A 20146-nucleotide genomic window follows, 5' to 3' on the forward strand; every position below is an offset into this window, starting at 1 on the left:
CCCCGCGGGGGGGGGGGCCCGCCGCCCCCCCCCCCCTCGGGGTGGTGTTTGGTGGGCCCCCCCCCCCCCCCCCGCCCCCTGGTAGTAGGTGGTTGCTCGTCTGCACAGGTGGCCGCCCCCGGGTTTCTGCATAGCAGCGCTTCCGTAGACTGGTCGCGTGAGCGACGCCAGTACGAACCCGCAGCCCGAAGCCTCCGCCGACATCTGGAACGACGATCCGGCGGTAGCGCTCCGCGCTGTGGAGGCGCAGCTGGCCACGCGCTGGCCGGAGACCAAGCTGGAGCCCTCGCTGGACCGGATCGCCGCGCTGGTGGACATCCTCGGCCAGCCCCAGCGGGCCTACCCGTCGATCCACATCACCGGGACCAACGGCAAGACCAGCACCGCCCGGATGGTGGAGCAGCTGCTGCGCCACTTCGAGCTCCGGACCGGCCGCTTCACCAGCCCGCACGTGGAGTCGGTGACCGAGCGGATCAGCCTGGACGGCGAGCCGATCAGCGCGGAACTGTTCGTCGAGACCTACCGCGACATCGAGCCGTACCTCGGCATGGTGGACTCCACCCAGCCGATCAAGCTCTCGTTCTTCGAGGTCCTCACCGGAATGGCCTACGCGGCCTTCGCGGAGGCCCCGGTCGACGTCGCCGTGGTCGAGGTCGGCATGGGCGGGTCCTGGGACTCGACCAACGTCATCGACGCGTCGGTCGCGGTGATCGCGCCGATCGCGCTGGACCACGTCGACAAGCTCGGCGACACGCCCGGCAAGATCGCCGTGGAGAAGTCCGGGATCATCAAGAAGGGCGCCCTGGCCGTCGTCGCCCAGCAGCCGCTGGACGCCGCCGAGGTCATCCTGCGGCACGCCGTCGAGCACGACGCGGTGGTGGCCCGCGAGGGTATGGAGTTCGGGGTGGTGCACCGCGACATGGCGATCGGTGGCCAACTGCTGACCCTGCGCGGCATCTCCGGGCACGAGTACGACGAGATCTTCATCCCGCTGCACGGTGCGCACCAGGCGCAGAACGCCGCGCTGGCGCTGGCCGCCGTGGAAGGCTTCTTCGGGGTGGGCTCCGCGCACAGTCAGCCGCTGGACATCGACAAGGTCCGGGCGGCGTTCTCCGGCGTCAGCTCGCCGGGCCGGCTGGAGGTGGTCCGGCGCAGCCCGACCATCGTGCTGGACGCCGCGCACAACCCGGCCGGGGCCCGGGTCACCGCCGACGCCATCGGCGAGTCCTTCGGCTTCACCCGGCTGATCGGGGTGATCAGCACCAGTGGCGACAAGGACTCGACCGGGCTGCTGGAGGCGCTGGAACCGGTGCTGGCCGAGGTCGTGATCACGCAGAACTCCACCCAGCGCGCCACGCCGATCGACACCCTGGCGGAGGCCGCCGTCGAGGTGTTCGGACCCGACCGGGTGCAGGTCGAGACCCGGCTCGACGACGCCATCGACGCCGCGGTGGCGCTGGCCGAGGAGGAGGGCGACCTGGGCGGCTCCGGCGTGCTGATCACCGGTTCGGTGATCACCGTCGGCGAGGCCCGGATCCTGCTCGGCGGCAACCGCAACGACCGCCGCAACGGCCGCTGACCCGCCACACCCGCATCACCCCACCACCCACTGCCTGTGCTGTGCAACCCGGAAGGCCCGCTGTGCGTACGCTCTGCTCGTCCACGCTGATCGCCGAGGCGATGGTGGTCGGCTTCGCCGCCCTGGTGGCGATGCACCTGTCCTCGGTCTCCTCGACGACGCTGTGGACGGTGTCCGGGATCGTCATGGCGCTCTGCGTGCTGCTCTGCGGCGTGCTCGGCCGTCCGGGGGCGGTCGCCGTCGGCTGGGTGCTCCAGCTGGGGCTGATCGCCAGCGGCGCAGTGGTGGGAATGATGTATGGACTCGGTGTGATCTTTGCGCTGCTGTGGTGGGCCTCGGTGCACTACGGCCGGAAAATCGACACCATCAAGGCAACTCGCGCGCAGTCAGCCTGACGTTCGGGCGAGCTCCCTGGTCAGGTAGGCTCGCTCCTGGTTCGTCATACCTTCGCAGCATCAGATCGCGTGTGTACGACCCATGATGGACGGACCCATGATGGGCCCCAGGGCCGTCGTCCACCGCGCACAATCCACCCGGAGCCGTTCCATGCCCCAGCGCACCCTTGTCCTGCTGAAGCCCGACGCCACCCGCCGCGGTCTCATCGGCGAGATCATCAGCCGGATCGAGCGGAAGGCCGACTGGGTGATCACCGCGATGGACCTGCGCAGCCTGGACGCCGCCACGCTGGAGGCGCACTACGGCGAGCACCTGGGCAAGCCGTTCTACGAGCCGCTGCTGGAGTTCATGTCCTCGGGTCCGGTGGTGGCGCTGATCGTCGAGGGCGAGAGCGTCATCGAGGGTGTGCGGGCGCTGGCCGGCAAGACCAACCCGATCGAGGCCGGCCCGGGCACCATCCGCGGCGACTTCGCGACGATCACCCGCGAGAACCTGATCCACGCCTCGGACTCCGAGGGCTCCGCCGAGCGCGAGATCAAGATCTTCTTCCCCGCGCACTCCTGACCCTTACGTTCGCCCGCTCGGACTCTGCTACAGATTGCTCAGTTTGACTGTATGTCGAACGGGTAATCGCGTTTGCGGAGCGTAGGATTCCGGGGAACCGGACTTTCGACACCCGCGTCCCAATAGTGGGAAATGTGATCGTCTGCCCCGACAATGGCGGAGGGCCTGCGGTCACGCTGAGTGTGCGCACGGCTACCATGAAGGCGGCCTGCCACACGGACTGACCGTCCGTCACCTCAGTCACCCCCGCCGCCCCACACCCTCGACCTCGGGAAGGCCCCACATACCCATGGCGAACAACATGTCGTTCATTGGTCGTGACATGGCTGTCGACCTCGGCACGGCCAACACGCTCGTGTACGTCAGGGGCCGCGGGATCGTCCTCAACGAGCCGTCCGTGGTCGCCGTGAACACCAACACCGGCGGGATCCTGGCGGTGGGCGCCGAGGCGAAGAAGATGATCGGGCGCACGCCCGGCAACATCGTCGCCATCCGCCCGATGAAGGACGGCGTGATCGCCGACTTCGAGATCACCGAGCGGATGCTGCGCTACTTCATCCTGAAGATCCACCGCCGCCGCTACCTGGCCCGCCCCCGGGTCGTGGTCTGCGTGCCCAGCGGCATCACCGGGGTGGAACGACGCGCCGTCATCGAGGCCTCCTCGCAGGCGGGTGCGCGCCAGGTGCACATCATCGAGGAGCCGATGGCCGCCGCGATCGGCGCCGGACTGCCGGTGCACGAGGCCACCGGCAACATGGTGGTGGACATCGGCGGCGGCACCACCGAGGTCGCGGTGATCTCGCTGGGCGGCATCGTCACCGCGCAGTCCATCCGGGTGGCCGGCGACGAGCTGGACAACGCGATCATCCAGCACATCAAGAAGGAGTACTCGCTGCTGCTCGGCGAGCGCAGCGCCGAGAACATCAAGATGACCATCGGCTCCGCCCACCCCGTCGACGGGGACAAGGAGGAGCACAGCGAGATCCGCGGCCGGGACCTGGTCAGCGGTCTGCCCAAGACCGTGGTCATCTCCGCGGCCGAGGTGCGCACCGCCATCGAGGAGCCGGTCAACCAGATCATCGACGCCGTGAAGACGACGCTGGACCAGTGCCCGCCGGAACTCGCCGGTGACATCATGGACCGCGGCATCGTTCTCACTGGGGGCGGCGCACTGCTGCGCGGCCTGGACGAGCGGCTGCGCCGTGAGACCGGGATGCCGGTCCACATCGCGGAGAACCCGCTGGACTCGGTCGCCCTCGGCTCCGGCAAGTGTGTCGAGGAGTTCGAGGCGCTGCAGCAGGTGCTGGACTCCCAGCCCCGTCGCTGACCCCCGCTCAGGACCGTCCCCGGCACCACAGGGCTTCAGTACCACCAGGTTCCAACAGCATCAGGTTCCAGCACCACCAGGCTCAGGATCTCCGCCGCCGACATCGGAAGGGCACCGCCGAGGACCGTGAGGGACACACGAGAAAGCCGGCTCCTGCTGGTCCTACTGGTCGCCGTCGCGTTCGCGCTGATCACGGTGGACATCCGGGGTGGCGACGACTCGCCGCTGAACGGGCCGCGCAACGTCGTGGCCTCGGTCTTCGGCCCGGTCGAGAGCGGCGTCTCGGGGCTGGTCAGCCCGGTCTCCGACGCCATGCACTCACTGCGCGACTCCGGCGCCAACGGCGCCCAGGTCCGCTCCCTGGAGCAGCAGAACGCCCTGCTCAAGCAGCAGCTGTCCAGCTCCGACCTGGTCAGCGGCCGCAGCGCCGAGCTGGCCAAGCTGCTGGGCGCGGCCGGCGCGGGCCAGTACACCGTCAAGGCCGCGCAGGTGGTGGCGATCGGCGCGGCCCAGGGCTTCTCCTGGACCGTCACCATCGACATCGGCAGCAACGACGGCATCCAGCGGGACATGACCGTCATCGACGGCGACGGGCTGGTCGGCCGGATCACCACGGTCGGCCCGACCACCTCCACCGTGCTGCTCGCCAGCGACCCCGGCTTCACCGTCGGGACCAGGCTGGAGGGCAGCGGCGAGATCGGCTTCGCCACCGGCGCCGGCGCCGGACCGATGCGGGTCGAGCTGCTCAACTCCATGGCCCAGGTCAAGGCGGGGGACCGGCTGGTGACGTTCGGTTCGCAGAACGACCGCCCGTTCGTCCCCGGAGTGCCGGTCGGCACGGTCACCTCGGTCGTGGACACGCCCGGCCAGCTGACCCGCACCCTGCTGGTCCAGCCCTTCGTCGGCTTCACCCGGCTGGACCTGGTCGGCGTGGTGGTGCAACCGCCGCCCACCGACCCCCGGTACGCGGTGCTGCCGCCCAGGCCGGCCGCTCCCGCGGCGGCACCCGCGGCCGCTCCTCAGGCCACCTCCTCAGGGAAGGCGCACCCCTAGACATGTGGCTGCATCGAATCCTGCTCTCCGCGGTGCTGGTCGTGGTCGCCCTGGTGGTCCAGGTCAGCATCCTGGCCCGGCTCGGCCTGCCCGGCGCCTCCCCGGACCTGATGCTGCTGGTCGTCATCGGCCTGGCGCTGGTGTACGGGCCGGTCGGCGGCTGCCTGCTGGGCTTCTGCGCCGGACTGCTGGCCGATCTCGCGCCGCCGTCCGACCACGCGGTGGGCCGCTACGCCCTGGTGCTCTGCCTGCTGGGCTACGCGGCCGGGCTGCTGCGGCCGGAGGGCGGGCACATCCGCTCGGTGACCACCCCGCTGATGGTGGTCGCCGGCGCCGCGATCGCGGCGACCGTGCTGTACGCCGCGGTGGGCGCGATGGTCGGTGAGACCGCCGCCCGGCACGTCGGCCTCGGCAGCCTGCTGCTGACCGCGGTGATCTACGACGTGCTGCTCGCGCCGTTCGTCGTTCCCGGGGTGATGGCGCTGGCCAGACGCTCCGCGGTGGACCCGGTCAGCGGCTCCGGCGGCGGTTCGGGCGGCGCGCGCAAGCCGTCCAGGACCGGGCTGAACCGCAAGGGCTCGATGTTCGGCGGAGGCGGCGGCACCCGTACCGGCGGCGTCTCCGGGCTGGGCTCCGTTCCCGGTTTCGGCGACCCCAAGGCAGGGGGCGGCAGCGGCAGGACGCCCCTGATCAAGACGCCCCTGACCAAGGCGAAGTCCAGCACCACGAAGTGACCCTCAGGGGCGGGAAGCGACAGCGATGACCAACATCACACCGTCTGCCGGAGTGCAGCAGACGGGCCGCACCAGCCGGGTCACCGGACGCCTGCTGATCCTCCAGGTCCTGGTGCTCTCGCTGCTGGCGACGCTCGGCGGCCGGCTCTGGTACCTGCAGATCCGCACCGGCGAGCAGTACCAGCAGCAGGCCTCGCAGAACCACATCCGCACCGTCATGGTTCCCGCCGTGCGCGGTGAGATCGTCGACGCCAACGGCCAGCCGCTCGCCGACAACGCCACCCAGCTCGTGGTCTCGGTCAGCCGCACCTCGCTGCTGCAGCAGAAGGACGGCGGCAAGGCGGTGCTGGACCGGCTCGCGCAGGTGCTCGGCCTGCCCGCGCAGGAGGTGCACGACAAGGTCCGGCTGTGCGACGCGAAGACCCCGCAGCCCTGCTGGAACGGTTCCCCGTACCAGCCGATCCCGGTGACCGACAAGGCCACCACCCAGCAGGCGATGCAGATCCTGGAGCGCCGCGAGGACTTCCCCGGCGTCACCGCCGACCCCACCGCGGTGCGCCAGTACCCGGCCCCGAACGGGGCCAACGCCGCCCAGGTCCTCGGCTACCTCTCGCCGGTCACCCAGGACGAGATCAACGCCGCGACCGGATCGGACGGGAAGTCCACCTTCGCCGCCTCCGACCAGATCGGCCGGGCCGGCCTGGAGTCGGTCTACGACAGCCGGCTGCGCGGCACCCCCGGCACCACCGACCTGGAGGTCGACAACCTCGGCCGGGTCATCGGCACCGCCGGCGGCCGGCCGGCCACCCCCGGCGACATCGTGGTCACCAGCCTCGACTCGCGGATCCAGGGCATCGCCGAGCAGCAGCTGCAGCAGGCGATGGTCACCCTGCGGGGCACCTACGACACCGTCACCCAGCAGAACTTCAAGGCCGACTCGGGTGCGGTGGTGGTCATGGACGTGCACACCGGCCGGGTGATCGCCATGGCGAGCGCGCCGACCTTCAACCCCAACATCTGGACCGGCGGCATCTCCGCGAAGGACTACGCGGCGCTGACCGACGTCTCCTCCGACTTCCCGCTGCTCAACCGGGCCATACAGGGTCAGAGCGCGCCCGGCTCGACCTTCAAGGTGGTGAGCACCTCAGGGGCGCTCAACGCCGGCTACAGCTACGACGACACCTTCCCCTGCACCTCCTCGATGACCATCGGCGGCCGGGTGTTCAAGAACTTCGAGGGTGAGAACTTCGGCGCGATCAACCTGTCGAAGGCGCTGGAGGTGTCCTGCGACACCGTCTTCTACAACATCGCCTACGCCCAGTGGCTCAAGGACGGCGGCACCAAGCCGACCCACCCCAACGACTGGCTCTACAAGGCCGCGCACCAGTTCGGCCTCGGCCAGAAGACCGGCATCGACCTGCCCAGCGAGGTCCCCGGCCGGGTCCCGGACCGGGCCTGGCACCAGAGCTACTACGACGCGATGAAGGACACCTGGTGCAAGGAGGCGGCCAGCGGCAGGAACGACTACGCCACCGCCGTCGCCAAGGAGGACTGCGCCGACTTCGCCACCCTGCGCGCCGGCGACGAGGTCAACTACGCGATCGGGCAGGGCGACACCCTGGTCACCCCGATCCAGATGGCCCGGATCTACTCGGCCATCGCCAACGGCGGCACGCTGTACCAGCCGCAGGTGGCCAAGGCCGTGGTCACCCCGTCCGGACAGCTCGTCAGCGACCTCGCCCCGATCGTCCAGGGCAAGCTGCCGGACACCCAGCGGACCCTGCAGTACATCGACCAGGCCACCGCCAACGTCATCACCAGCGGTACCGCGGCCTGGAAGTTCCAGGGCTGGCCGCAGGACAAGATCGCGCTGCACGCCAAGACCGGCACCGCCGAGGTCGTCGGCAAGCAGACCACGTCCTGGTTCGACACCTACACCAAGGACTACGCGATCGTGATGACGATCTCCCAGGGCGGCACCGGCTCCGGCGGCTCGGGCCCGGCGGTCCGCAACATCTACAACGCGCTGTACGGGATCCAGCCGGACAACTCCATCGACCCGAAGAAGGCCCTGCTGCCCACCCCGCAGACCACCCTGCCCCGGTTCAACGCCAACGGCTCGCCGGTCCAGCAGGCGGCCTTCACCGTCGGCCTGCCCGGCGACGCCCCGCTGCCCCCGGCCGGCGAGGGCACCCCGGCCGCCGCGTTCGCGCTGGCGCCGGAGCGGAGGGCGAGCGCATGAGCGGACTGAGCAGCAGCTACCGCGCCCCCCGGTACACCCCGCAGCGCGGCGCGGTCGGCCGGCTGATGGCCCGGGAGTCGCCGCTGCGCCGGATGGACTGGGTGCTGGTCCTGGCGGCCATAGCGCTGTCCGCGATCGGCTCGCTGCTGGTGTGGTCCGCGACCCGCAGCCGCTACGAGATCAACCACGGCGACCCGCAGTACTTCCTCTACCGGCACCTGATCAACCTGCTGATCGGGATCGGCCTGTGCACGGCCGTGGTGCTGCTGGGCCATCACCGGCTGCGCACCGCGGCTCCGTTCCTCTACGGCCTCGCCGTGCTCGGGGTGCTCTCGGTGCTCAGCCCGCTGGGCTCCACCGTCAACGGCGCGCACTCCTGGATCGTGCTCGGCGGCGGCTTCTCGGTGCAGCCCTCCGAGTTCTGCAAGATCGCGATCATCCTGGGCATGGCCACCCTGCTGTCGGCCCGGGTGGACGCCGGCGAACGGCCGGTCCCGGACGGTCGCTCCATCGTCCAGGCGCTGGCGCTGGCTGCGGTGCCGATAGGGGTCATCCTGATGATGCCCGACCTCGGCTCCACCATGGTGATGGTGGTGATCATCCTCGGCGTGCTGATGGCCTCCGGCGCTCCGCGCCGCTGGCTCTTCGGCCTGATCGCGGTCGGCGGCGCCGGCGCCTACGCGGTGGTCCAGCTGCACCTGCTGAAGCAGTACCAGATCGCCCGCTTCGCGGCCTTCGCCGACCCCAGCCTGGACCCGGCCGGCGTCGGCTACAACACCGCCCAGGCCCGGATCGCCATCGGCTCCGGGGGACTCCTCGGCAAGGGCCTGTTCCACGGCACCCAGACCACCGGGCAGTTCGTCCCGGAGCAGCAGACCGACTTCGTCTTCACCGTCGCGGGCGAGGAGCTCGGCTTCGTCGGCGCGGGCCTGATCATCCTGCTGCTCGGGGTGATCCTCTGGCGCGCCTGCAAGATCGCCCGGGAGGCCGGGGACCTCTACAGCACCATCGTCGCCGCCGGTGTGGTGGCCTGGTTCGGCTTCCAGGGCTTCGAGAACATCGGCATGACGCTGGGCATCATGCCGGTGGCCGGCATCCCGCTGCCCTTCGTCAGCTACGGGGGCTCGTCGATGTTCGCCATCTGGGTGGGCATCGGCCTGCTGCAGTCGGTCAAGATGCAACGCGCCATAGCGGCCTAGGCCGGTCGCGGCGGCGTGACCCGGTGCTCGGCCGGAGCAGTGACCTGACCGGGCACGGTATCCTGAGGGGTCCGCCCTGCGTCCACACGAAAGTCCTCCTCTATGTCTGTCGAGTCGGTCTTCCCGCGCCTGGAGGCCCTCCTCCCGCACGTCCAGAAGCCGATCCAGTACGTCGGCGGCGAGCTGAACTCCACCGTCAAGGACTGGGACGCCTGTGATGTCCGCTGGGCGCTGATGTACCCGGACGCCTACGAGGTCGGCCTGCCGAACCAGGGCGTCATGATCCTGTACGAGGTGCTGAACGAGCGCGAGGGCGTCCTCGCCGAGCGCACCTACAGCGTCTGGCCGGACCTGGAAGCGCTGATGCGCGAGCACCGGGTGCCGCAGTTCACCGTGGACGCGCACCGCCCGGTGAAGGCCTTCGACGTCTTCGGCCTGAGCTTCTCCACCGAGCTCGGCTACACCAACATGCTCACCGCCCTGGACCTCGCGGGCATCCCGCTGATGTCCGCGGACCGCACCCTCGACGACCCGATCGTGCTGGCCGGCGGACACGCCGCGTTCAACCCGGAGCCCATCGCGGACTTCCTGGACGCGGCGGTGGTCGGCGACGGCGAGCAGGCCGTGCTGGACATGACCGAGATCATCCGGGCCTGGAAGGCCGAGGGCCGCCCCGGCCTGGACGGCCGCAGCCCGCGCGACGAGGTGCTGTTCCGGCTGGCCAGGACCGGCGGCTTCTACGTCCCCAGGTTCTACGACGTGGAGTACCTGCCGGACGGCCGGATCGGCCGCGTGGTGCCGACCCTGTCCGGCGTGCCGTGGCGGGTGTCCAAGCACACCGTGATGGACCTGGACGAGTGGCCCTACCCGAAGCAGCCGCTGGTCCCGCTGGCCGAGACGGTGCACGAGCGGATGTCCGTGGAGATCTTCCGCGGCTGCACCCGCGGCTGCCGCTTCTGCCAGGCCGGCATGATCACCCGCCCGGTGCGCGAGCGCAGCATCACCGGCATCGGCGAGATGGTCGAGCGCGGCCTCAAGGCCACCGGCTTCGAGGAGGTCGGCCTGCTGTCGCTGTCCTCGGCCGACCACACCGAGATCGCCGACATCGCCAAGGGCCTGGCCGACCGCTACGAGGAGGACAAGGTCGGGCTGTCCCTGCCGTCCACCCGGGTCGACGCCTTCAACATCGACCTGGCCAACGAGCTGACCCGCAACGGCCGCCGCTCCGGGCTGACCTTCGCCCCCGAGGGCGGCAGCGAGCGGATCCGCAAGGTGATCAACAAGATGGTGTCCGAGGAGGACCTCATCCGCACGGTCGCCGCCGCGTACGGCAACGGCTGGCGCCAGGTGAAGCTCTACTTCATGGCCGGGCTGCCCACCGAGACCGACGAGGACGTGATGCAGATCGCCGAGATGGCGCGCAACGTCATCGCCAAGGGCCGCGAGGTCACCGGGCAGAACGACATCCGCTGCACCGTCTCCATCGGCGGGTTCGTGCCGAAGCCGCACACCCCGTTCCAGTGGGCCCCGCAGCTCGGCGTCGAGGAGACCGACGCCCGGCTGCTGAAGCTGCGCGACGCGATCCGCAACGACCGCAAGTACGGCCGCAACATCGGCTACCGCTACCACGACGGCAAGCCCGGCATCGTCGAGGGCCTGCTCTCGCGCGGCGACCGCCGGGTCGGCGCGGTGATCCGCGCGGTCTACGAGGACGGCGGCCGCTTCGACGGCTGGCGCGAGCACTTCTCCTACGAGCGCTGGATGCGCGCCGCCGAGAAGGGCTTCGCCGGCACCGGTGTGGACGTCGCCTGGTACACCACCCGCGAGCGCCAGTACGAGGAGGTCCTGCCCTGGGACCACCTGGACTCCGGTCTGGACAAGGACTGGCTCTGGGAGGACTGGCAGGACTCGCTGGAGGAGGTCGAGGTGGACGACTGCCGCTGGACCCCCTGCTTCGACTGCGGCGTCTGCCCGCAGATGGACACCACCATCCAGATCGGCCCGACCGGCAAGAAGCTGCTGCCGCTGGCCGTGGTCGACTCGTCCGCCGCGACGGCGGGGCACAGCCACGGCTGACGCCCGGCCGGACCTCGTGTCCGGCCTCCCCGGGGGTGCGCGGTCGCCGCGGCGCGCGTGCCGCGGCGCTCCGCGTACCCTTGGGAAGGTCAACCATGCCCCGACTCCCTAAGGACTGAGCGCCCTGGCACGCCGCACGCCCGACGGTCCGCCGCCCGCACCGGTGGTGCAGCGCATCCGACTGCGCTACACCAAACGCGGCCGTCTGCGCTTCACCAGCCACCGCGACTTCCAGCGGGCCCTTGAGCGCGCACTGCGCCGCTCCGCCGTTCCCATGGCGTACTCCGCGGGTTTCTCCCCGCACCCCCGGATCAGCTTCGCCAACGCCGCGCCCACCGGGTCCGCCAGCGAGGCCGAGTACGTGGAGCTGGCGCTCAGCGCCCACCGCGACCCCGAGCTGCTGCGCGCACAGCTCGACGATTCGCTGCCGGACGGCCTCGACGTGATCGACGCGGTCGAGGTGCGCACCCCCAACTTCGTCGAACGCCTGGAGGCGTCGCTCTGGGAGCTGCGGCTGGACGGTGTCGAGCCCGACGCGGCACGCGCGGCCGTGGCCGTCTTCCTCGCGGCCGAGGCCGTCGAGGTGCAGCGGCAGACCAAGAACGGCATCCGCACCTTCGACGCGCGCGGCGCCGTGGTCGCCCTGGAGGTGCTCGCACCGCAGGTCGACGCCGGTGCCACCGCACTACCTGAAAGTAGTACCGATATCCCCGCAGGCCGTGGCTGTGCGATACTGCGGCTGGTTGTTCGGCACGCAACACCCGCCGTGCGACCCGATGACGTCCTGTCCGGTCTCCGTGTGACGGCCGACCTGGCGCTGCCGGTCCCCGCTGGGGTGACCAGGCTGGCGCAGGGGCCGCTCGACCAGGAGTCCGGTGCGGTGACCGACCCGTTCGCGCCCGACCGTGGCGCGGCACCGGCCCTCCCATCCGAGTCGGCCGAGCCGCAGCCCGCGTAGGGGCCGGCGGACGGTCAGTCCCGCTGCGCCACCCCACGGCGCGCAGCGGCTTGTCGTCGGCGCCCGTCCAGGGCCCCTGGGAGCCACCCGGGGCCCGGACACCCTGCTGTACGGGCCTGTCCGTGCGGCTCGGCGCAGCCATGACCAGAAGACTGGCTCGACCCAGAAGACTTTGGTGCATCGCCGCCAGGCGGAGCGCCGATCGAATACGCAAGCCCCTGTGCGGCGCCCGCTGACGAAGCGCGGCGCCCGGGGGCATGAACGGGAGAACCGCCCGGATGCTCGAAATCAACGAACAGAACGAATCGAACGGCTCTGAGGTCTCGAACGGCCCCGAGAGCAGCGAAGGCTCCGCGCCCAAGGCCGCCCCGCGCCGCCGCCGCGCGGCCAGCCGCCCGGCCGGACCGCCCCAGGGCGAGGGCGACGCCGCTGCCGCCGAGGCTCCCTCGGCCGCCGCAGGGCAGGTCACCGCGGCCGACGCGGGCGCCGAGCCGGTCAAGCGGGCCCGCCGTACCCGGAAGAAGACCGCCGAGGCCGCGCCCGAAGCGGTGCAGCCGGCCGGGACCCCGGCCGCCGAGCCGGTCGCCGCCGAGGCCACGGCCGAGGTGGCCGAGGAGGCCGCCGTCGAGCCGGTGAAGCGTGCCCGCCGTACCCGCAAGAAGGCCGAGCCGGTCCAGACCGAGATCGCCGTGCCCGAGCAGCCCGCCGTCGTCGAGGCCGTCGACGCCGAGGAGGAGGCCGCTGACGAGGACGAGGCCGCTGAGCAGGCCGCCGCCGCGCAGGCCGCCGCCGTCGAGGCCCCGGCGCCCGCCGCCGCTCCGGCCGAGGAGCCCGCGGCGCCGCGTGGCCGCCGCCGGGCCGTGCGCCCGTCGACCGCCGTGTTCCAGGCGCCGGTGTTCCAGGAGCCCACCGAGATCGTGGTCCCGGCCCGCCCCGCCGTGCCCGCCGCCGCCTTCACCGCGCCGGCCGCGTCCGCCGCGCAGCCGGTCGAGACCGAGGCCCCCGCCGAGGACGGCCGCCGCCGTACCCGTCGCCGGGCCACCTCGCCAGCCGCCGCCCCGGTGGCGGACCTCGGGACCGCCGAGGCCGAGGCCGCCGAGGAGGCGCCCGCCCGCCGCGGCCGCGCGGTCCGGTCGTCCGCGCCCGCCGCGCCGACCGCCCCGGCGGTGTTCCAGCAGTCCTCCGGCCGCGCCCCGCTGTCCGCCGCCGAGCAGGCCGCCGAGGATGAGTCCCCGTCCGCGCGCCGCCGCAGCCGCCGCCGCGCGGTCTCCCCGGCCGCGCCCTTCGAGGCCCCGCAGGCCCCCGCCGCGCAGCCGGCCGAGCTGGACGAGGTCGAGCCGGAGGAGCTGGACGAGGAGGGCACCGAGGAGCAGGAGGCCTTCGCGGACGAGGACGAGGGCCGTCCGTCCCGCCGTCGCCGTCGCGGCGGCCGTCGCCGCCGTCGTGGCGAGGGCGACGACTACGAGGCCCCGTCCGGCCAGGACGCCCAGGGCGGTGCGGTCGAGGCCGACGCCGAGGGTGAAGACGAGGAGGAGGACGACGACCTGGGCGAGGCCCTGTCGGCGTCCAGCCGTCGCCGTCGCCGCCGTCGCCGCCGCAGCGGGGACGGTCCGGCCGAGGTCGAGGCCGTGCGCGCCGAGGACGACCCCGAGCGCACCGTGGTGAAGGTCCGCGAGCCCCGCCGCCGTACCCCGGCCGGTGCCGGTGCGGCCGCCGCCGAGACGCCGTTCGACCCGGACGAGGTGCAGTCCATCAAGGGCTCCACCCGCCTGGAGGCGAAGAAGCAGCGTCGTCGCGAGGGCCGCGAGCAGGGCCGGCGCCGGGTGCCGATCATCACCGAGGCCGAGTTCCTGGCGCGCCGCGAGGCCGTCGAGCGGGTCATGGTGGTCCGCCAGACCGGCGAGCGCACCCAGATCGGCGTGCTTGAGGACAACGTCCTGGTCGAGCACTACGTCAACAAGGAGCAGGCCACCTCCTACGTCGGCAACGTGTACCTGGGCAAGGTGCAGAACGTGCTGCCGTCGATGGAGGCCGCGTTCATCGACATCGGCAAGGGCCGCAACGCCGTGCTCTACGCCGGCGAGGTCAACTTCGGCGCCCTGGGCGTCAAGGGCGGCCCGCGCCGGATCGAGTCGGTGCTGAAGTCCGGCCAGTCCGTGCTGGTCCAGGTCTCCAAGGACCCGATCGGCCACAAGGGCGCCCGGCTGACCAGCCAGATCTCGCTGCCCGGCCGCTACCTGGTCTACGTGCCCGAGGGCTCGATGACCGGGATCAGCCGCAAGCTGCCGGACACCGAGCGGGCCCGGCTGAAGAACATCCTCAAGAAGATCGTCCCCGACGACGCCGGCGTGATCGTGCGCACCGCCGCCGAGGGCGCCTCCGAGGAGGAGCTGACCCGCGACGTCCAGCGGCTGCAGCAGCAGTGGGAGGACATCCAGAAGAAGGTCAGCAGCGGCAACGCGCCGACCCTCCTCTACGGCGAGCCGGACATGACGGTCCGGGTCGTCCGCGACATCTTCAACGAGGACTTCACCAAGGTCATCGTCTCCGGCGACACCGCCTGGGAGACCATCCACGAGTACGTGGCCGGGGTCGCCCCCGACCTGGTGCCGCGGCTGTCCCGGTGGACCTCAGAGGTGGACGTCTTCGCGACCTACCGGATCGACGAGCAGCTGATGAAGGCGCTGGACCGCAAGGTCTGGCTGCCCAGCGGCGGTTCGCTGGTGATCGACAAGACCGAGGCGATGGTCGTGGTCGACGTCAACACCGGCAAGTTCACCGGTCAGGGCGGCAACCTCGAGGAGACCGTCACCCGCAACAACATCGAGGCGGCCGAGGAGATCGTGCGCCAGCTGCGGCTGCGCGACCTCGGCGGCATCATCGTGATCGACTTCATCGACATGGTGCTGGAGTCCAACCGCGACCTGGTGCTGCGCCGGCTGCTGGAGTGCCTGGGCCGGGACCGGACCAAGCACCAGGTGGCCGAGGTCACCTCGCTGGGCCTGGTGCAGATGACCCGCAAGCGGGTCGGCCAGGGTCTGCTGGAGTCCTTCTCCGAGACCTGCGTGCACTGCAACGGACGCGGTGTCATCGTGCACATGGCGCAGGCCCCGGCCGCGCCCAAGGGCTTCGCCGGCCCGGTGCCGGGTGCGGAGTCCGCCGAGGCGGGCGAGGGCCAGGCGTCCGGCGGCAGGCGCCGTCGTCGCGGCCGCGGCGGGGACGCCGCCGAGGTGCACGAGCACGAGCACGTCGCCGAGGAGAGCCTGGAGGAGCTGGCCCAGGACCTGGTCAGCCGTGGCCTGACGGCCGAGGAGGCCGCCGAGGCCGAGGAGCTGGAGTTCGTCCTGCCCGAGCCCGCGGCGGTCGACGAGACCGTGGTCGCGGAGTTCGTGCCGGAGCCGGTCGCGCTGCAGCCGGTCGCTACGCAGCTGGTCGAGGCCGCGCCGGCGCCGGTGGACGCGGCGGTGCAGGCCGAGGCGGAGGAACTGGCCGAGGCGATGATCGAGTCCTCGGCCCGCCCGGCCAGGACCCGCCGTCGCGCGGTCCGCAAGGCCACCTCGCCGGCCGGACCCCCGGCGGCGCAGGAGGCGGCCGTCGTGGTCGTCCCGGCCCGCGTGGCGGAGCCCGAGGCCGTCGCGGCGGCCGAGCCCGTCGCGGCGGAGCCGGTCGCGGCCCCCGAGGCCGAGCAGGCTGCCGTCGAGGCCGAGCCGGTCGCGGCTGCGGTCGAGGCGGTCGAGGTCGCGCCGGTCGAGGCAGAGGGCGGTGCCGAGGAGGCCCCGGCCCCCAAGAAGCGTGCCCCGCGCAAGACCGCCACCAAGAAGGCGGCCGCCGAGAAGGCGCCGGCCAAGAAGGCCGCAGCCAAGAAGACGGCGACCACCAAGACGCCCACCAAGAAGGTGGCGGCCAAGAAGACCGCCACCAAGCGCGTGGCCAAGAAGGCCGCCGCCGGCGAGAGCACGGACGCCCCCGCCGCGGAGTAGTCCCATCCGCGCCCCTGGCGCGACCGTCGACCCCGGCACGGCACCACCGTGGCGGGGTCGACACGCGTCCGGAGGCTGCCGAGATGTGGCTGGTTTGACCCGATGGCCTCGCTTCCGTAGCCTTGACCATCGGCGTGCTGTGCATTCGGCATGGTCACGCCCCGCTCCTGAGCAACTCCCTCCCGAGCTTCGCGCCCGGGAGAGGCCCCCTGCCGTACCACTGCGGGGAGTGCTGGCATCAGGGGCTCCGACCGAGTGACGAGAGTGGGTTCGCGGTGTACGCGATCGTGCGTAGCGGCGGTCGGCAGCACAAGGTTGCTGTCGGCGATGTGTTTGAGTCCGACAAGGTTGACGCCAAGGTCGGCGAGACCGTTGAGCTTTCGACGATCCTGATCGTCGACGGTGACTCGGTCACCAGTGACCCGTGGGTCCTGGCTGGTGTGAAGGTTCGCGCCGAGGTGGTCGACCACCACAAGGGCGAGAAGATCAACATCATGAAGTACAAGAACAAGACCGGTTACCGCAAGCGCATGGGCCACCGTCAGCGCCACTCCGCGCTCCGCGTGACCAGCATCGACACGGCGAAGTAAGGGGCAAGGGGAGATGGCTCACAAGAAGGGCGCAAGCTCTACCCGTAACGGTCGTGACTCGAACGCTCAGCGCCTCGGCGTGAAGCGTTTCGGCGGCCAGAAGGTCAACGCCGGCGAGATCCTGGTCCGCCAGCGTGGCACCCACTTCCACCCCGGTGCCGGCGTCGGCCGTGGCGGCGACGACACCCTGTTCGCGCTGAACGCCGGTGCGGTCGAGTTCGGTACTCGCCGTGGCCGTCGCGTCGTGAACATCGTCCCGGTTGCCTGAACAGGCAATTCGCCGGACGGACACAACGTGTCATAGCTGACACTTGAGGGTGGATCGGAACATTCCGATCCACCCTCAGTGTTTGCACAGAGATACACAGAGCACAGACAACCCCGTTGCTTATCGAAAGGCCTCCTCACCATGACCACCTTCGTGGACCGCGTCGAGCTGCATGTCGCCGCGGGTAACGGAGGCCATGGCTGCGCCTCCGTGCACCGGGAGAAGTTCAAGCCGCTCGGCGGACCCGACGGCGGCAGCGGCGGCCGTGGCGGCGACGTCACCCTGGTCGTCGACCCGCAGGTCACCACGCTGCTCGACTACCACCACTCGCCGCACCGCAGCGCGGGCAACGGCAAGCCCGGCGCCGGCGACCACCGCACCGGCGGCGAGGGCAACGACCTGGTCCTGCTCGTGCCGGACGGCACCGTCGTGCTGGACAAGCAGGGCACCGTGCTGGCCGACCTGGTCGGCAACGGCACCAGCTTCGTGGTCGCGGCCGGCGGCCGCGGCGGACTCGGCAACGCCGCACTGGCCTCGGCCCGGCGCAAGGCCCCCGGTTTCGCGCTGCTCGGCGAGCCCGGCGACAGCCGTGACATCGTCCTGGAGCTGAAGTCCGTCGCCGACGTCGCCCTGGTCGGCTACCCGAGCGCGGGCAAGTCCTCGCTGATCTCGGTGCTGTCCGCGGCCAAGCCGAAGATCGCGGACTACCCGTTCACCACCCTGGTCCCCAACCTCGGTGTGGTCACCGCCGGTGAGACCGTCTACACCATCGCCGACGTGCCCGGCCTGATCCCCGGCGCCAGCCAGGGCCGCGGCCTGGGCCTGGAGTTCCTGCGTCACGTCGAGCGCTGCTCGGTGCTGGTGCACGTGCTGGACTGCGCCACCCTGGAGATGGACCGGGACCCGCTCTCCGACCTGGAGACCATCGAGGCGGAGCTGGCCCAGTACGGCGGCCTGGAGGACCGGCCCCGGCTGGTCGCGCTGAACAAGATCGACGTGCCGGACGGCCAGGACCTGGCCGACATCACCCGCAGCTCCCTGGAGGAGCGCGGCTACGAGGTGTTCGAGGTCTCCGCCGCCTCCCGCAAGGGCCTGCGCGAGCTCAGCTTCGCCCTGGCCCGGATCGTCTCCGAGGCCCGCGCCGCCAAGCCGGTCGAGGAGGCCACCCGCGTGGTGCTGCGTCCGGTCGCGGTGGACGACACCGGCTTCACCGTCAGCTACGACGAGCAGGAAGACCTCTACCGCATCCTCGGCGGCAAGCCGGAGCGCTGGATCAAGCAGACCGACTTCTCCAACGACGAGGCCGTCGGCTACCTCGCCGACCGGCTGGCCCGGCTCGGCGTCGAGACCGAGCTGGCCAAGGCCGGGGCGAAGGAGGGCGACACCGTCGTCATCGGTGCCACCGAGAACGCGGTCGTGTTCGACTGGGAGCCCAGCATGGCGGCCGGCGCCGAGATGCTCGGCCGCCGTGGCGAGGACCACCGCTTCGAGGCGCCGCGCGACGCCGTCGCCCGCCGCCGCGAGCGCGAGGCCATGCGCGACGAGGCATCCGCCGAGTACGCGCGCTTCGACCCGCTGCCGCGCCGCGAGATCGAGCCCGAAGAGGACTACTGAGCCGGCCCCGGAGGTCCGGCAGGACCCGATGACCGGGACGACCGGGAAGCGACGAACGAGAAGCACTGAGGACGGCTGCGATGACCCCGCTGCCCAAGGCGACCCCGCTGCCCAAGGCGGAGTTGCACCTGCACATCGAGGGCACGCTCGAACCCGAGCTGGCCTTCGTCCTGGCCGAGCGCAACGGCATCGACCTGCCGTACGCGACGCCGGAGCAGTTGCGCAGCGCCTACGCCTTCAGTGACCTGCAGTCCTTCCTGGATCTGTACTACCGGCTGACGGCGGTGCTGCGCACCGAGCAGGACTTCGCCGACCTGGCGGAGGCGTACCTGGTGCGCGCCGCCGGGCAGGGGGTGCGCCATGCGGAGATCTTCTTCGACCCGCAGGCGCACACCTCGCGCGGCGTGGACATCGGCACCGTGGTCCGGGGCCTGGCGCAGGCCCTGGACCACAGCGAGGAGCGCCACGGCGTCTCCACCCGGCTGATCCTCAGCTTCCTGCGCGACCTCCCGGCCGAGGACGCGATGCGGACGCTGGACGAGGCCCGCCCCTACCTCGACCGGATCTCCGCCGTGGGCCTGGACTCGGCCGAGGTCGGGCACCCGCCGGCGAAGTTCGCCGAGGTCTACGCGGCGGCCAGGGCGGCCGGGCTGCGGCTGGTCGCGCACGCCGGCGAGGAGGGCCCGCCCGGGTACATCGCCGAGGCGCTGGACGTGCTGGGCGTGGAGCGGATCGACCACGGCATCCGCTGCCTGGAGGACGAGGACCTGGTGGCCCGGCTGGTCGCGGAGCAGATACCCCTGACCGTCTGCCCCTTCTCCAACGTCCGGCTGCGCTGCGTGGACCGGCTGGAGGACCACCCGCTCCCGGCGATGCTGGCGGCCGGGCTGCTGGTCACCGTCAGCTCCGACGACCCCTCCTACTTCGGCGGGTATGTCGAGGACAACTACCAGGGCCTGCGCACCGCGCTGGGACTGACGGACGAGCAGCTGCGGCAGCTGGCCCGCAACTCCATCCTGGCCTCCTTCGTCGACGAGCCGCGCCGCGAACGGCTGCTCGCCGAGCTGGCGGCGCACGTCGCGCCGCCGCACCGTCCCGAGGCCTGAAACCCCGGTGAGCGGGGTGTCCGCTTCGCGTACATTGCTGCGCGGCAGGCCGCAACCCCCGCGAGCTGCTCTTCCATCCACTTCAGACCTCAGATCTCAGCCATGAGACCTGAGAACTCAGACCTTGGAGCGACGGCGTGACAGGCACCCTGCGGGAGGACGTGCTGAATGCGCGTCGGATCGTGGTCAAGGTCGGTTCTTCCTCGTTGACGACGGCGTCGGGGGGGTTGGATGCGGATCGGGTGGATGCGTTGGTGGATGTGCTGGCGCGGACGAGGGTGCCGGGGCGGGAGATTGTGCTGGTGTCGTCGGGGGCGATCGCGGCGGGTCTGGCGCCGTTGGGGTTGTTGTCGCGGCCGCGGGACCTGGCGCGGCAGCAGGCGGCGGCGAGTGTGGGGCAGGGGTTGTTGGTGGCGCGGTATACGGCGTCGTTCGCGCGGTACGGGTTGCGGGTGGGGCA

At 71.5% G+C, this 20146-nt stretch carries 15 protein-coding genes and 1 pseudogene; all 16 read left to right on the forward strand.

Annotation, left to right across the window (positions count from 1 at the left end; translation table 11 throughout):
- Nucleotides 1–157 precede the first annotated feature (157 nt).
- Nucleotides 158–1579: a folylpolyglutamate synthase/dihydrofolate synthase family protein gene (locus tag ABH925_RS36150; protein WP_370155563.1), complete on the forward strand. Its 1422-nt coding sequence runs from the start codon at nt 158–160 to the stop codon at nt 1577–1579.
- A 62-nt stretch (nt 1580–1641) separates the two neighbouring features.
- A complete protein-coding gene (locus ABH925_RS36155) occupies nt 1642–1974 on the forward strand; it encodes a DUF4233 domain-containing protein (protein ID WP_370155566.1) in 333 nt (110 codons plus the stop codon).
- Between the two features lie 151 nt (nt 1975–2125).
- Entirely contained in the window at nt 2126–2539 is a 414-nt protein-coding gene (gene ndk / locus ABH925_RS36160) for a nucleoside-diphosphate kinase (RefSeq protein WP_370155568.1), read from the forward strand.
- 301 nt (nt 2540–2840) lie between these two features.
- Nucleotides 2841–3866, forward strand: a complete 1026-nt coding sequence (locus ABH925_RS36165; RefSeq protein WP_370155570.1) for a rod shape-determining protein — start codon at nt 2841–2843, stop codon at nt 3864–3866.
- Nucleotides 3867–3992: 126 nt separating this feature from the next.
- On the forward strand, nt 3993–4919 hold the full coding sequence (gene mreC, locus ABH925_RS36170) for a rod shape-determining protein MreC (protein ID WP_370155573.1): 927 nt from the start codon (nt 3993–3995) through the stop codon (nt 4917–4919).
- A gap of 2 nt (nt 4920–4921) precedes the next feature.
- Nucleotides 4922–5653, forward strand: coding sequence for a rod shape-determining protein MreD (mreD, locus tag ABH925_RS36175; protein ID WP_370155576.1), 732 nt, complete (start codon nt 4922–4924; stop codon nt 5651–5653).
- 25 nt (nt 5654–5678) lie between these two features.
- Entirely contained in the window at nt 5679–7895 is a 2217-nt protein-coding gene (mrdA, locus tag ABH925_RS36180; protein WP_370155579.1) for a penicillin-binding protein 2, read from the forward strand.
- On the forward strand, nt 7892–9094 hold the full coding sequence (gene rodA / locus ABH925_RS36185; protein WP_370155582.1) for a rod shape-determining protein RodA: 1203 nt from the start codon (nt 7892–7894) through the stop codon (nt 9092–9094). The genes mrdA and rodA overlap by 4 nt, the downstream gene beginning before the upstream one ends.
- A gap of 102 nt (nt 9095–9196) precedes the next feature.
- Nucleotides 9197–11170 carry a TIGR03960 family B12-binding radical SAM protein gene (locus ABH925_RS36190; protein ID WP_370155583.1) on the forward strand — a complete coding sequence of 658 codons (1974 nt, stop codon included), beginning with the start codon at nt 9197–9199 and terminating at the stop codon, nt 11168–11170.
- Nucleotides 11171–11336: 166 nt separating this feature from the next.
- Nucleotides 11337–12128 carry a TIGR03936 family radical SAM-associated protein gene (locus tag ABH925_RS36195; protein WP_370155597.1) on the forward strand — a complete coding sequence of 264 codons (792 nt, stop codon included), beginning with the start codon at nt 11337–11339 and terminating at the stop codon, nt 12126–12128.
- 278 nt (nt 12129–12406) lie between these two features.
- Complete coding sequence (locus ABH925_RS36200; protein WP_370155586.1) at nt 12407–16108, forward strand: ribonuclease E/G; 3702 nt, start codon at nt 12407–12409, stop codon at nt 16106–16108.
- A gap of 275 nt (nt 16109–16383) precedes the next feature.
- The gene (rplU, locus tag ABH925_RS36205; RefSeq protein WP_370155588.1) at nt 16384–16698 is read left to right on the forward strand and encodes a 50S ribosomal protein L21; all 315 of its coding nucleotides are present in this window, start codon (nt 16384–16386) and stop codon (nt 16696–16698) included.
- 13 nt (nt 16699–16711) lie between these two features.
- Entirely contained in the window at nt 16712–16966 is a 255-nt protein-coding gene (rpmA, locus tag ABH925_RS36210; RefSeq protein WP_370155590.1) for a 50S ribosomal protein L27, read from the forward strand.
- 141 nt (nt 16967–17107) lie between these two features.
- Entirely contained in the window at nt 17108–18580 is a 1473-nt protein-coding gene (gene obgE, locus ABH925_RS36215) for a GTPase ObgE (RefSeq protein WP_370155592.1), read from the forward strand.
- Between the two features lie 80 nt (nt 18581–18660).
- On the forward strand, nt 18661–19686 hold the full coding sequence (locus tag ABH925_RS36220; protein ID WP_370155594.1) for an adenosine deaminase: 1026 nt from the start codon (nt 18661–18663) through the stop codon (nt 19684–19686).
- A 137-nt stretch (nt 19687–19823) separates the two neighbouring features.
- Nucleotides 19824–20146, forward strand: a pseudogene (locus ABH925_RS36225) (glutamate 5-kinase); the annotation flags it as partial.

The organism is Streptacidiphilus sp. EB129 (assembly GCF_041262645.1).
Taxonomy (GTDB): domain Bacteria; phylum Actinomycetota; class Actinomycetes; order Streptomycetales; family Streptomycetaceae; genus Streptacidiphilus.

Bases quoted from the DNA above. Each gene is read 5' to 3' on its own strand.
- ndk (WP_370155568.1), top strand. From the start codon at position 2,126: ATGCCCCAGCGCACCCTTGTCCTGCTGAAGCCCGACGCCACCCGCCGC.
- ABH925_RS36165 (WP_370155570.1), top strand. From the start codon at position 2,841: ATGTCGTTCATTGGTCGTGACATGGCTGTCGACCTCGGCACGGCCAAC.
- mreD (WP_370155576.1), top strand. From the start codon at position 4,922: ATGTGGCTGCATCGAATCCTGCTCTCCGCGGTGCTGGTCGTGGTCGCC.
- mrdA (WP_370155579.1), top strand. From the start codon at position 5,679: ATGACCAACATCACACCGTCTGCCGGAGTGCAGCAGACGGGCCGCACC.
- rodA (WP_370155582.1), top strand. From the start codon at position 7,892: ATGAGCGGACTGAGCAGCAGCTACCGCGCCCCCCGGTACACCCCGCAG.
- ABH925_RS36190 (WP_370155583.1), top strand. From the start codon at position 9,197: ATGTCTGTCGAGTCGGTCTTCCCGCGCCTGGAGGCCCTCCTCCCGCAC.
- ABH925_RS36200 (WP_370155586.1), top strand. From the start codon at position 12,407: ATGCTCGAAATCAACGAACAGAACGAATCGAACGGCTCTGAGGTCTCG.
- rpmA (WP_370155590.1), top strand. From the start codon at position 16,712: ATGGCTCACAAGAAGGGCGCAAGCTCTACCCGTAACGGTCGTGACTCG.
- obgE (WP_370155592.1), top strand. From the start codon at position 17,108: ATGACCACCTTCGTGGACCGCGTCGAGCTGCATGTCGCCGCGGGTAAC.
- ABH925_RS36220 (WP_370155594.1), top strand. From the start codon at position 18,661: ATGACCCCGCTGCCCAAGGCGACCCCGCTGCCCAAGGCGGAGTTGCAC.